The 13,655-nt window shown below is 40.7% G+C and carries 9 protein-coding genes; all 9 read right to left on the reverse strand.

Translation table 11 applies throughout. The annotated features are described in order from the left end of the window. Nucleotides 1-6: 6 nt before the first annotated feature. Nucleotides 7-4,479 carry a translocation/assembly module TamB domain-containing protein gene (locus tag D0T56_RS09510; protein WP_163319911.1) on the reverse strand — a complete coding sequence of 1,491 codons (4,473 nt, stop codon included), beginning with the start codon at nucleotides 4,477-4,479 and terminating at the stop codon, nucleotides 7-9. Nucleotides 4,480-4,657: 178 nt separating this feature from the next. Continuing rightward, nucleotides 4,658-5,350 carry an LrgB family protein gene (locus D0T56_RS09515; protein ID WP_163319912.1) on the reverse strand — a complete coding sequence of 231 codons (693 nt, stop codon included), beginning with the start codon at nucleotides 5,348-5,350 and terminating at the stop codon, nucleotides 4,658-4,660. Continuing rightward, nucleotides 5,347-5,703, reverse strand: coding sequence for a CidA/LrgA family protein (locus D0T56_RS09520; RefSeq protein ID WP_163319913.1), 357 nt, complete (start codon nucleotides 5,701-5,703; stop codon nucleotides 5,347-5,349). Before D0T56_RS09520 ends, D0T56_RS09515 begins: the two co-directional genes overlap by 4 nt. 97 nt (nucleotides 5,704-5,800) lie before the next feature. Further along, entirely contained in the window at nucleotides 5,801-7,549 is a 1,749-nt protein-coding gene (locus D0T56_RS09525) for a phospho-sugar mutase (protein ID WP_163319914.1), read from the reverse strand. Nucleotides 7,550-7,798: 249 nt separating this feature from the next. Beyond that, nucleotides 7,799-8,803 (reverse strand): Gfo/Idh/MocA family protein, encoded by a 1,005-nt coding sequence (locus tag D0T56_RS09530; protein ID WP_163319915.1) that lies wholly within the window; start codon nucleotides 8,801-8,803, stop codon nucleotides 7,799-7,801. Next, entirely contained in the window at nucleotides 8,800-9,711 is a 912-nt protein-coding gene (gene miaA, locus D0T56_RS09535; protein ID WP_163319916.1) for a tRNA (adenosine(37)-N6)-dimethylallyltransferase MiaA, read from the reverse strand. The genes D0T56_RS09530 and miaA overlap by 4 nt, the downstream gene beginning before the upstream one ends. Next, the gene (locus D0T56_RS09540; RefSeq protein ID WP_163319917.1) at nucleotides 9,712-10,263 is read right to left on the reverse strand and encodes a plasmid pRiA4b ORF-3 family protein; all 552 of its coding nucleotides are present in this window, start codon (nucleotides 10,261-10,263) and stop codon (nucleotides 9,712-9,714) included. It abuts the gene before it with no gap. 241 nt (nucleotides 10,264-10,504) lie between these two features. Then, the gene (locus tag D0T56_RS09545; protein ID WP_163319918.1) at nucleotides 10,505-11,656 is read right to left on the reverse strand and encodes a metallophosphoesterase; all 1,152 of its coding nucleotides are present in this window, start codon (nucleotides 11,654-11,656) and stop codon (nucleotides 10,505-10,507) included. Nucleotides 11,657-11,717: 61 nt separating this feature from the next. After that, nucleotides 11,718-13,379: a DNA repair protein RecN gene (gene recN, locus D0T56_RS09550; RefSeq protein ID WP_163319919.1), complete on the reverse strand. Its 1,662-nt coding sequence runs from the start codon at nucleotides 13,377-13,379 to the stop codon at nucleotides 11,718-11,720. Between the last annotated feature and the right edge of the window lie 276 nt (nucleotides 13,380-13,655).

The raw sequence follows: 13,655 nt of genomic DNA on the forward strand, positions 1-13,655 counted from the left end.
AAGTCTTTATTCCTTTATCCTGATAAATGGAGCTAAAGTACTTCCTATTTGTGTGGAATCAGGTATTATTATTGTCGAATCGTTTTTATTCTCTATTGGTGTTATGCGATTTTTCACTCCAAAAATTTCCCTCAAATGGTCAAAATCCCTTTTATACATAATTCCCAAACCCTGAATCTGGGTATTGTCTAAATCGCTGTAATAGTAATACTTATCGTTGAAATGATTGTACGCCTTGATTCGCCACGTATTACTGTTTCCGATAAGGTATTCGATATCCACATCACTGATAACCGTTGTTTGCGCCTGCGAATCCCTGTATCCGAAGTTTCCGTTTATCAGCAACTTATTGTTCAACAAGCGGCTGGATAGCATGAGTTCCACTTCGGTGGAGGTGAATCCCTGATCGTTTGTCCTTACATTTGCACCTACTTGCCACCTGTCGTCAATCTGGCTCAACATATTACCCAACTGCGACGATAGTGTAGCCGATGCCACCGACGCCAAATCGGAGGTTTTATTATCTACCCTGCCATGATCGGGAGTATAAAATTTGGATAGAAGAAGAAGGTAAACTATCTGCCTGTTCATCATATCTTCCGAACTCACAAGGTTTTTCACCTGACGCTGTATCTCGGAATCGGCATTAGGCAAAGCCAAATCGAGCTTCACGGCAGGATGCTGCAACTCTCCGCTCAAATTCAGTATACACTGCACAGGAACAGAGCTTTGCCCTGTACGTGTAGCCAACCCCTGATCCAAATCGGCAAGGTTTGCATTCAGCCTGTATATGGCAGTCACATCCAGAAGTGCCGCAAAGGGGTCACCCCTGAAAAACACCGTGCTTCCGGATTCTATAACGAACTTACGCTCAAGAATTTTCTGGAACGTAAAGTTATATGTACCATATTGTATATTGTACGTGCCATACAATTCAGGATCGGAGTTTGAACTCCATTTAAATTGTATGGAACCACTACCATTTCCTTTCAGCACGTCGCCACCCACAGGGTCCATAATAAGTTCAGCCGTTGCATCGGGAGTTGCTTCAACAAAGAAATTCATATTCATCGTCACTCCGTCGGGTGTCTTCATTCTGGGAGGCACATATTTTTTCGGTTTATCAACCTGAATGGTGTCATTATCCGGATTATTGTCTTTATATGTTATGAAAGAATATTGGTTTACAGTTTCTTCCATAAAATTCATTCTGACCAGTGTGTTCTTATTTGTTTTTATCCGTGCATTGATATTAACTTCCCTCTCGTCTCCGTAGATGCTGCCCAAGCCCGAACCGAAAACTTTTCCGTAAAAAACAGGATTTTGCTTTTCAGTTGCGTTAAACAACATGAAGTTATCTCCCTGAAGATCGACATGATACAAGAAATCGGCAAAATAGTTGTGTACGATTTTCCCGCTTACAGTAGCCGCATTTCCGTGATAATCGTTCAGTTTTATATTGTTGAAATAGATGAGGTCGGATTTCATGTAAACACTATCGGTAAACGAATAAGAAGTGTTCAGGAAATTGATTCCCAAAGTTCCGTCTTCTATAAACGCCCTGCCTTCGACCGTTACATTTTTGAAATCGCCGAAAAGCCTCACCTGTCCGCTTCCCACCCCTCCAATATTGTTGAACAAGGTAGACGCATATTTATTCAGGAAAGCGATATTAATCTTTTTAGCATCAAAATTGAGCGAAAGCGTACTTTTCAACGGGTTGATATAGCCGTCTATATTGGCTATTTTCCTGTTTTCGCCCGACAAAATACCCTTCAGTTCCACACGCATAGTTTCTTTATCCAACTCGCTGAATAGCTCCAAATCGCCAAGTTCGGCATTGTTGAATTTCATATCCTTGACTTTCAGGTCTGCTTTTGCATAAGGTTTTCCCTCTATGCTCGAAGCAGCTATCTGCCCTGTGGCAAAGCCTCCAAACTCTAGAGCCGGGATATTTAATGTGGTAAATACATACTCTAAATCAATATGTTGCAGATTCAGTAATAATATATCGGTAGGATTTTTGGCGGAGTATCTCCCGTCAGCCTTTATAAATTGCGACTGGTCTGAGTTTGCCAAGAGGAAATTATCGACAATCACCGCCCCATCCCGTATTTTAACGAACGACTCGTCGAAATTCCACACTACCTCATTCAGCAATATATTGCTAGGTCGGATATTAATATTGGTTTCTAATGATGATGTGTAATTATCTCTGTTAAAGGACGTTGCAGCAACGATAGTCCCTTCTGCCTTCTGTTTACTGTCGTTCGAAAAACGGATCTTACTATCAACCAGATCATTAGCTGCCAAAATGTCTATATTTATCTGGTTTTTAACATTATTCTTGCCAAACGTAGTGGTGGCAATCTCCACCTGTATGGCATCCACATTGTTGTCTACATTCAATGTAGTCGACTCCAGAGCCATACCCGCCACTTTGCACGACGGCAAATCGGCCTGCACATTAAATTTGTCATTTTCACTGTCATAGCTGCCGTTGATGGTTGCTTCTTTAAACAAAATGGCAGGAATATTGAACATATCACTCAGCTGTTCGGTGTTACCTATGGTGAAGTGCATATCAAAATTATTCTGCATGGGAGCATGTCCGGCATGCCTTTTCCTCACATCCGGCTTCAGGTTTACCAGTGCCGGCAAATACGAGTTGAAAGTTCTCTTTATGTTGGGTATCAGGTCTGAAAAGGAATAGCTACCCTTCACTTCACCATTGATGATGTCGGAAGATAGGGTGAGCAACCTGTCGTGCGACGTGCCCTTAGCCTCAACGCTCAACCTCTCCAGATCGAAACGTTTGCCCTCTTTCAGGAAAGATAGAGAATCGACGGAAACCTGCCCCTGCAAATCGTCAATGTGCTTACCCTCAAAGTTTGCCCTGACAACGGCTGATAGCGACGAATCCTTGAATTTATCAACCAGATGCAACTTATCCAACTTTACATTTCTGACATGAGCTATAAAATCAAAAACGGGAACCTCTTTCGACAGGTCGAAAAGCCCATTGGCACTGAAATATCCGTAATCACCATCCACATGTATCTTTCCATCATATTTCAAGCCATCATAATCTCCGTCCAGTTCTATATTCTTGTATGAGTATCCTTTAAAGTCCACCCTGTCAATCAGTCCCGACACCGAACCATTGATATTGCCTTTCACGGGTTTCTTCACATCCAACGACAAGTTGAACGAAAGCAGGTCGAAGTTTGGCTGTTGAAGCAAGCTGCCTAGTTTAAAATCCTCTGTCGATACATTGCCTATGAAAAAAGAATTAATTGATTCACTGGGATTGAAACCAAAATTCAGGTCTGCCGCAACACCTCCCAAAGCTGTATTCAAGTTTCCCTTTGCCAACAGATTTTTCAAAGAACCTTCTATGTTTCCATGAAAAGAAATCGCGCCAAGATTACCTAACTGGCTAGGTATTTGCTTCTTGTCTTTCAATAAATTATCCAGCAAACCATCAAACCCGTCTTTGGTTATTCTAAACTCACTAACCACACCTCGCAAGTAAAGCTGGTCTTTATCCCTTACATTTTTCACCCACGCATTTGTAGACAGATGCATCCTGTCGCCATAATCTAACGTAAGATTATTTAACTGCAGACTGTCAATCCGCCCGCCCAAAGAGGCTTGCAATACCAATCGCTCTTTAAAATTAGACAACTGCGGAACAAATGCAGCTATATCGCTTGGCACAATGTAAGAAGAAGCTATTTCACAACTAAGTTCCGAACCCGAAAGCATGTCTATACCTTTATCCCCGGCGGGCAATGTTACGATCAACTTATCCAGTTGCAAAAACGATTTAGGCAAATCCAATTTGAACCCTTTGAGCCAAACATCGTTCCCGCTTTTCAGAACCCTGACTATCAGGTTGTCAACAATCAAGCCGCTTTTTTCTTTCAGGCTCAACGACTTCACATTGATGTTTAATGAATCCTGATCAACCGCCTTTATTGCCAAATGTGCATTAAAATCGTTGATACTGATATGGTTTGCATCAAACTCGCCCGACTTCTGCGGAGCATCATTTACATTATAATTAAAACTTCCATCGGTGATAGATATTCCATTTATTTTTTTCAACCGAAACAGAGGTTTGCTCTCTTTGTCTTCCGACTTAAAAGCATCTATCACAAATTGAATGTTGAGGGGAGAATCTTTTGTTTGCTTATTCAGATTTATCTCAAAATCAGATAAATGAACCGTGTTAACCACAATCTCTTTATAAAACAAACTGGGAATATCAATATTGGCAAAAAGACGTTCTGCCAACAATATCCTGTTTCCCGATTTATCGAAAAGATATACACCTTTAAGTTCCACAGTATTGAAAGGTTGGATGTGGACTTCGCTTATTCCTAAGTCGGTTTGGAGTTTCGTTTTCAGTTCTTGAACAACAATATCCCGTATATAATTCTGAACGGACGACATATTCAATGCTCCGTACAACATTACGATCAATCCTACAAGGACACCTATAATGCTTATTATTATATATTTAAACTTATTTATGCGACTCGTTTCTTTAGGTGTTACAAATTTAGCAAAAAAACAAAGTCACGACGCTGTAAAGCCGGCTTTAAAGACGATTTTTAGTAATTTTATGTATCTGTTTACTAAACAATACGGATCATGAAAAAACATGATGCAAAAACGGGATGAGCAGAGCGGTCATAACTCCCATCAAACCAATAGCCAATCCGCTCAAGGCTCCTTCAATCACGCCCATTTCCATAGCTTTGGCTGTACCCACGGCATGAGCCGAAGCTCCCATAGCCAACCCTTTTGCAATGCGGCTTTTAATGCCTAACATCTTCAATATGTAGGGCCCGATTATTCCACCCAGAATACCACAAAATACGACTATAATGGCTGTCAAAGCCGGAATGCCGCCCGATTGTTCCGCTATACTCATTGCGATAGGTGTGGTCACCGATTTTGGTTCTAAACTCATGATCAGGACATCATCGGCCCCCATAAATTTTGCGATAAGAACTACACTTCCAATCCCGACCAAACTGCCAACAAAGATTGACGTAAGGATGGGAACTACATTTCCTTTCAGATATTCTATCTGCTGATAAAGAATATAACCCAAGGCTACTACCGAAGGACCCAGCATAAAACTAACGGGCTGACTCTCTGTCTCGAACCGTTCGTAACTGATTCCGCTTACTTTCAGAAAAAGGATGATAATTCCGATTGCTATCACCAAAGGATGAAGAATACCGATCTTGGTTTTCTTGAAAACCCATTGACCAAACAAATAGCTGCCAAAGATGAGGAGCAAAATAAAACCTTGCGAACTTAATAGCTCTTTCATTCTTCCACCTCCTTTTTCTTTTCCATCTTTTGCTCAACAATAGCCACCACAGCTATAACCAGTGCCGTGCTAACCGAACATATAACGATGATTGACATCCAAAACTTGCTCAGCAAACCAAAATTTGCCATCAATCCGGCTCCGGCAGGGATAAAAAATATAGCCATGTTTTTTGTGAAAACATTGGCTACACTACTCACATTATCGGGGTTCACCAATTTGAAGTGCAGAGATAAAAACAGAAAAACCATACCGAGAATACTGCCCGGAATGAAACCTCGTATCAGATAACTGACACACTCTCCTACAAAATAGAAAAGCAAAATAAGGAATACTCCTTTTACTATTTTCATAAACAAAAAAAACTAAAAACCTTAGAGTCTGTTTACCTTCAAAAAAAGAAGAAAGGCTACCTGAACATGAAATTGTAGGTAGCCTCCTTGTTATTGTTTAGATTCCCAGATCTTTACAGATTTGCTCTATTTTCTTTTCCGTAGCTTCGTTGATAGCTTCGTAATTTTCTCTGGAATCCAGTTTGTCTTTCACTTCAATGTAGAACTTGATTTTCGGTTCCGTACCCGATGGACGGATGGACACCTTCGTTCCGTCTTCGGTAAAATACTGCAACACATTTGATGTTGTAGGCATTTCCAACGTGTATGTTTCGTTGAGACGTATGTCCTGAGCCCTTAAAGTTGCAAAATCCTTGATGAGGATAACTTTCGAATCGGCAATCTCGGCAAGAGGATTGTTGCGGAAGTTTTTCATCATATTTTCAATTTCTTCGGCTCCTGTGCGTCCTTTTCTTACCACAGAAATACCTTTTTCTTTCGAGAAACCATACTCAATATAAATATCCTGCAACATTTCGTAAAGCGTACGTCCGTTATCCTTGCACCATGCTGCCATTTCTCCGAACAGCGCTGCTGCAGACACAGAATCTTTATCTCTTACAAAATCTTCGGCAAGGAAACCGTAGCTTTCTTCACCGCCGCCAATATATTGGCGTTTGCCTTCCAATTCACGCATAACGGATGCAATCCATTTGAATCCTGTGTAACATTCAAACATTTCCACACCGTTCTTTTCTGATATTTTTTGAGTCAATTCACTTGTTACGATCGTGCGGACTGTATATTCTTTTCCGGTCAACTTGCCAAGCTCTTTCCAGCGGGTAACAATGTAATATACCAACATAATCATAGTCTGATTGCCGTTGAGTAGTATCAATTCGCCTTTATCGTTGCGGATGCCTGCGCCAAAGCGGTCGGCGTCGGGGTCGGTTGCAAAAATAAGGTCGGCATTTGTTTCTTCTCCTTTTTTCAAGGCCATTGCCATTGCCGACGCTTCTTCCGGGTTAGGGTATTCTACGGTAGGGAAATTTCCGTCGTGCACGTATTGTTCGGGTACGGCAATCACATGTTCGAAACCGTATGCGTTCAAGGCTCTGGGTATTATGGTAGAACCTGTTCCGTGCAACGGAGTATATACTATTTTTATATCAGGGTTGCGTTTGATGGAATCGGGAGATAGCAATATCGTTTTAACTTCCTCGATAAACATATCGTCCATCGAATCGCTAATTGTTTCTATCAATGCAGGGTTGGCTTTGAATTTAATATCATCAACCGATTTGATGCGGTTCACTTCGGCAATGATATTCTTGTCGTGAGGAGGAATTACCTGAGCCCCATCGTTCCAGTATGCTTTGTAACCGTTATATTCTTTCGGATTGTGAGATGCTGTCAGCATAACCCCGCTTTGGCATCCTAGTTTGCGTATGGCATACGAAATTTCGGGTGTTGGCCTCAATTCCTTAAACATATAAGCCTTGATTCCGTTGGCTGAAAATATATCGGCCACAATTTGGGCATATTTTTGACTGTTGTTGCGGCAATCGTAACCAATCACAACTTTTATTTGATCGAGAGAAGAAAATTCTTGTAAAAGATAGTTCGACAACCCCTGCGTGGCACTACCCATTGTGTATTTGTTGACACGGTTGGTTCCGGCTCCCATAATGCCTCTCAGCCCGCCTGTTCCAAACTCTAAATCTCTGTAAAATGCGTCTATCAGCTCGGTTTTGTCTTCATTGTCGAGCATGCGTTTTACTTCACTCTTTGTTTCTTCGTCATAATTTCCTGACAACCACGTTTGCGCGCGTCCTATGACTTGTTCCAGTAATTCCTTATTTTCCATTATTAGGATCGTGATAAAATTAGTTATATTCTTTTAGCAAGAAACAAATATAACATTTAGTTGGTTAACCGAAAAATTATATTTTAGCTTTTTTCAATACAAATTAGTCATTTTCTAGCTCAATTCGTTCAATCATTTCCCAGAAACCGTCTAGACTTTTTCGTTTTATTCAATTTTGTCATCCTGAGAGTATCGAAGGATCTGTTTTTTAGATGTTTCACTACGTTCAACATGACAAAAACTCAAAAATTAAGTATAATTTAAAAAGTCTAGATCATTTCCCAGAATCATATCCATAATCATGGATGTTCTGGCTCCGCTGTCCCCTGTCGAAGGGCATTTGCCAATGCCTCTCAGTTCGTCAACAATTATTTGTATGAGCGGCTGTTGTATATGTTCAGGAGATGCGATGTCGAAAGTTTCACTTATTGTATTTGTTTGCAATTGAATGGGCGTGAAAGCGAACGTGCTGAACCGTATTTCGCCTTTGGTTCCTGTAATTATAACAGAATCCCGGGCAGAGTTTTTTGATGTGACAAAACACCATTCGCCAACACCTATTGCTCCCGATTTGAATTTCAGGATACATGCGAGAGTATCTTTCACTTCATACAGATTGCCTCTGTTTGTTGAGAAACCTTTTGCTTCCTCTATTTCTCCGAGCAAAAAGTCGAGAATATCTAATGTGTGGGGAGCCAGATCGTAGAAATATCCCTCGCCTGCAATGGCTTTGTCTATTCTCCAAGTATGGGTATCTTTTTGATGGTCGGAGGGTTGGGGAGTCTTGAATAATTTTACACTGACATTGAGTATATCCCCGATGCTTTGTTCTTCTAAAAGTTCTTTAACTTTCAGAAAATAAGGAAGTCCCCGCCTGTAATAAGCAACGAAAAGTTTTTGATCTGCTTTTTTTGCTGCCTCAATCATTTCCTTACATTCCGGGTAATTCATTGCCATTGGCTTCTCCACATAAACAGGTTTGCCGGCCTGTAAGGCTTTTAAGGCATATTCTTTATGCGAACTTGGCGGAGTGGCAACGTAGATGGCATTGATCTCCGGGTCATTAATCAGTTCGTCGGCATTCGTATAATACTTCGAGACATTGTGCCTTCGGGCATAATCTTCGGCTTTGGCTTCGTTGCGCCGCATGATGGCAATCAGCGACGAATGTTCCGTTTTATAAAAGGCAGGACCGCTTTTCGTCTCGGTAACGTCTCCCGCACCAATGATTCCCCATTTTACTACATCCGTCATATTTTTTCCGTGATATTTATTATTTCATCTAAAACTTCGTCTTCCGATTGTTCCGACAGGTTGAACCAGTGTATATCTTCGTCCCTTTTGAACCATGTTATCTGTTTTCGGGCATACACACGGCTGTTTCGTTTTATTTTCTCCAGGGCAAAATCCAAATCCCACTCACCCTCCAGATGTTTGAACAATTCCTTATACCCAACAGTGTTCAGGGAATTTAGATGTTTGTTGGCGAATTGTTGTTTGGCTTCTTCCAACAAGCCATTGTTCATCATCTGATCTACGCGGGTGTTGATTCTCATGTAGAGTTCTTCCCGATTGCGGTTAAGCCCGATTTTAATAATGCGGAAAGGCCGTTCCTTTATACTATTGGTTCTGAAAGAGGAATAAGGTTTACCCGTCATAAGGCAAACTTCCAGTGCATGGATGACCCGTTTATAGTTTTTCAGGTCTACCTGATCGTAGATTACGGGATCGAGCATCTTGAGCTGCTGCCTTATTGGCTCTAAGCCTTCGTCTTGGTAAAGAGAGTATAATTCTTGGCGCAAAGTTTCGTCGATTGTAGGAATTTCGTCGATACCTTTGCAAATAGCATCTATATACATCATCGAACCTCCGGTCAGAACAAGGGTGTTGTGCGTGGCATGAAGTTCGTTTATCACCGAGAGAGCGTCGGTTTCATATTCACTGGCACTATAATAGTCTGTGACATTTAAAGTGCCAATGAAATAATGCTTTATACGCATCAATTGTTCTTGTGTAGGCGCTGCCGTCCCTGTTTCCAACCCTTTATATAATTGTCGTGAGTCGGCAGAAATAATGGGACTTTTGTAATGTTCAGCTATTTTGAAACTGAGATCTGTCTTACCCACAGCCGTAGGGCCCAAAAGAACAATGAGTTTTTTCATTTAAAAGCCTTCGTCTTCTCCCGAAATAATGTTGTCGAGCCCGTCGAAACCGTCAGCATCAAGTTCGTCGAGGTCGTAACTTTCGTCTCCATAGAAATTTTCACCGCTTTCGAACGATTGCGCACTGTTTTCGAACGATTCGAAATCGACAAACTGAGCCGGAGCATCGCCGATTGATTTGGTGCATACGGCTTCGTCCATATTTTTGCCTGTTATTATTTCTCTTAGTTCCATGAAAAAAGCACGCTCTGTCATGTAGTCGAAAACATACATCAGTTTTTGCTTTTCATCTTCAAGGAAATCGCCTAAACGGCTGCCATCCATCACAAAGGAGTCTTCTTCCGATGTGGTATCCATTTCGAAAAGAGTGATTTCTCTTTCTTTCTCCCAATCGTCGTTGCAAATGAAGAAAGAAGTCATTTCACCGTCTTTGTATCCAACCGATTGTGTAATTGCTTTATGCAGATCAAGAAAGCTGCCGTCTGCGTCTATTTGAATTTCTCTTCTGAAATCGTCTACCTCGTCTGATAATAGTAGGAATCTAAATACCATTTTTTATGTGTTTATGTTGTTTTACTAAGAAGTCATCTAGACTTTTTAAATTATACTTAATTTTTGAGTTTTTGTCATGTTGANNNNAAAAAACAGATCCTTCGATACTCTCAGGATGACAAAATTGAATAAAACGAAAAAGTCTAGACGGTTTCTAAATCAAAAATAATACATTTTTGATTTTGCTACAATTATTTCTCATTTTAATCTAAGGCAAACGCATCAAAAGTTTCATTAACCATCAGCTATCCTTCTTTCTCAGTGTCATTACCGTTATTTCGGGCCATGCACCAAAACGAAAAGGCAATAAAACACTAGCTATCCCTACATTTACATATATACCTTGAGTCCCCTCCACATACAAGCCGCTCCATTCAGGGTAAGTGATTGATGCTAAGGATAAATTGCCGATAGAAAACTGGTTTCCATGAGTATGCCCTGCCAAAGTCAGGTCAACGCCTCTGTGCAAAGCATAATACCGCCAAAATGTGGGGTCGTGTGTCAACAACAATGTAAACTTATCAGATGAGATACCTTGCATTGCCTTGTTTATATCGGCAAACTGAGGATATCCGAAATACCCGAAATTTTCAGTTCCGATCAAAGCTATCGAATCGTTTTGCCTGACAAGATATGTGTGTGCGTTATTCAACATTTCCCATCCCATCTCTTTCTGAGCAGCGCACAAGTCTATCAGGTTTTGCTGCTTGGCTTTCTCCGATGGCCATTCTCTGAAATCGCCATAATCATGGTTTCCCAGAACTGAGAAAACACCGTCCGGAGCCTTCAATCGAGATAGTATATCCTCGAATCCCTCTAGTTCTTTGGTTTCTACATTCACCAAATCGCCTGTTAATACAATTACATCTGCTTTTTGCTGATTAACTATATCTATTACTTTTTCTATTTCGCCTTTGCGGTCACTCCACGTTCCGATATGAAGATCAGATACTTGAACAACTTTATAACCATCAAAAGATTGCGGCAATCTTGACGAAGCAAATTCTACTTCTTTCACAACAAACTTCGTTTGTCCTACTACACTTCCGTAAATGGTAACAAAAAAAATGATGAAGCAAGCCACCAATCCCAATATAGTGAAAATACGAATTTTTCGTTTAATAAAATAACCCAGAGGGAAATCCCAAAAAGAAATCAGTACAAATACGAGCTTTGCTGCTATCACTGATATTATGATGAAAGACAACAATATATGATAATCCTGTACCCTGAATATTATTTTATAAACTCCTTCATAAAATAGAAAAGACGGCAAAAACCAAAGTACACGAAGAAGCACATTTCTTGTCAGTTTTCTTATGAAAACAAGAAATATGTATATATCAATAAGTATCAGTAATGGAAAAAATTTCAAAAAGAATACACCGATCATACATTTTTCGTTTTATTCAAAATCTAAAGAGGCGTATAAAATACTATAAGAGAATAAGTTGTTATGCCTTTCCAAGCATCACTTTCGCATTCTCGATAGCCGCCTCCGTTATTTGCGAGCCGCTAAGCATCTGAGCCAATTCACGTATTCGCTCATCATCCGAAAGCAGACGCAAATTTGTTGTTGTACGGTCTTCCGTGTCCGACTTATACACAAAATAGTGAGCTTTACCTCTGGCGGCAATCTGGGGCAAGTGCGTGATAGCTATCACCTGCATCTTATCTCCAAATTCCTGCATAATCTGCCCCATCTTATCGGCCACTTCGCCCGATACGCCGGTATCTATTTCATCGAAAATGATAGTCGGCAAAGCGGTTATACCGGCAATCATGGCTTTCAGGCAAAGCATTACCCGCGATATTTCTCCACCCGAGGCAACATTGGCAATAGGCTGCAAGGGTACGTTCTTATTTGCCGAAAACCGAAACACAACACTGTCCATTCCATATATATTGGGATGTGCTTCGGTAACAACATCGCACTGGAAGCGAATGTTGGGCATACCCAGATATGCCACCCGATCTGCAAGTTCCTTCTCGAAACTATTTGTTACAGCCCGGCGTTTACCGGACAATTGCTCTGCCAAAGCAAGCATTTTTTCGTATTTCTTCTCAACTTCACTTCTCAGTTCTTCTATTTGCTGATCATAAGAATCTATATTTTCAAGCCTTTCTTCCAAATCTTTCTGAATACCGAGCAAATCGGCAATAGACGTAACCCTGTGTTTTTGCTGGAGGGAATAGATTTGGTCGAGGCGTTCGTTCACAAAAGCCAATCGTTCGGGGTTGAACTCCACATCTTCTGCAAACCGTTCCATTTCGGTGCTAAGGTCACGCAGGTCTACATAGGCCGACTCTATCCGCTGAGATATTTCGTCCGATTTAGAATATATACCTTGCAACGTTTGAATCGTATTCATACTGTCTTTCAGTGACGATACAATTCCCCGATCATCATCCGACAGCAAGGTGTATACCTTAAATAATGCCGCTTTTATATCTTCCGCATGATTTAGTGTTGCCAATTCCTGTTCCAGATCATCTTGCTCGCCATCTATCAACTTCACATCCGACAATGCTGAGTATTGGTAACGGAAATAGTCTTCGTCGGCCTTATTTTTCTTTGCCACATCTTCCAAATCCCGCAGCGATTTTTCTGAATCTTTATACAGTTTATATGCCTGTTGATATTCTTTCAGCAAATTATTTGTGCCTGCCATCAGATCGACAACTTGCATTTGAAACCGGCTGTCGCCTAGCATTAAGTTTTGATGCTGGGAGTGAATATCTATCAACTGGCTACCAAGTTCCTTCATGTCAGTCAGAGAAACGGGACTATCATTCAAAAAAGCACGCGATTTTCCGCTCGACAATATTTCCCGCCGAAAGATATAAGAATCAGGGTCATACTCAATGCCTCTTTCTTCGCAAAACGATTTCAGATCGTATGCCGAAACATCAAACATTCCCTCTATTATGCACTTGTCTTCGCCTTGTTTTATCGATTTCACATCGGCTCGCTGCCCCAATATGAGAGACAAGGCACCCAAAATAATCGACTTTCCCGCCCCGGTTTCACCCGTAATAACCGAAAAACCCGAATTAAAATCAATCTCCAGACTATCAATCAGAGCATAATTTTTTATATATAAAGATTTCAACATATAATCAGAAAAATAAAAAGACAAGCAAAGGTAATAATTTTTTTATCCTGATAAATATCCAATTCAGCTACAAGTTACCAAAAGTAGGGGCGTAAAATCTTACGCCCTCATGTCAATAATATCGGGCGAAATATTTTTGGCTCCGCTTCTCTCTGCCGATTTTCAATTCGCCCCTACTGAAAAGATATTGTACAATTTAAACCAACACTTTTCAACTACTGATTGACATAAGTAATAAAAAAGTTTTACAGTTTTTTTAGGCAAGCTATTTTATAT

The sequence above is a fragment of the Dysgonomonas sp. 520 genome, from assembly GCF_010501095.1.
Lineage (GTDB): Bacteria > Bacteroidota > Bacteroidia > Bacteroidales > Dysgonomonadaceae > QVMP01.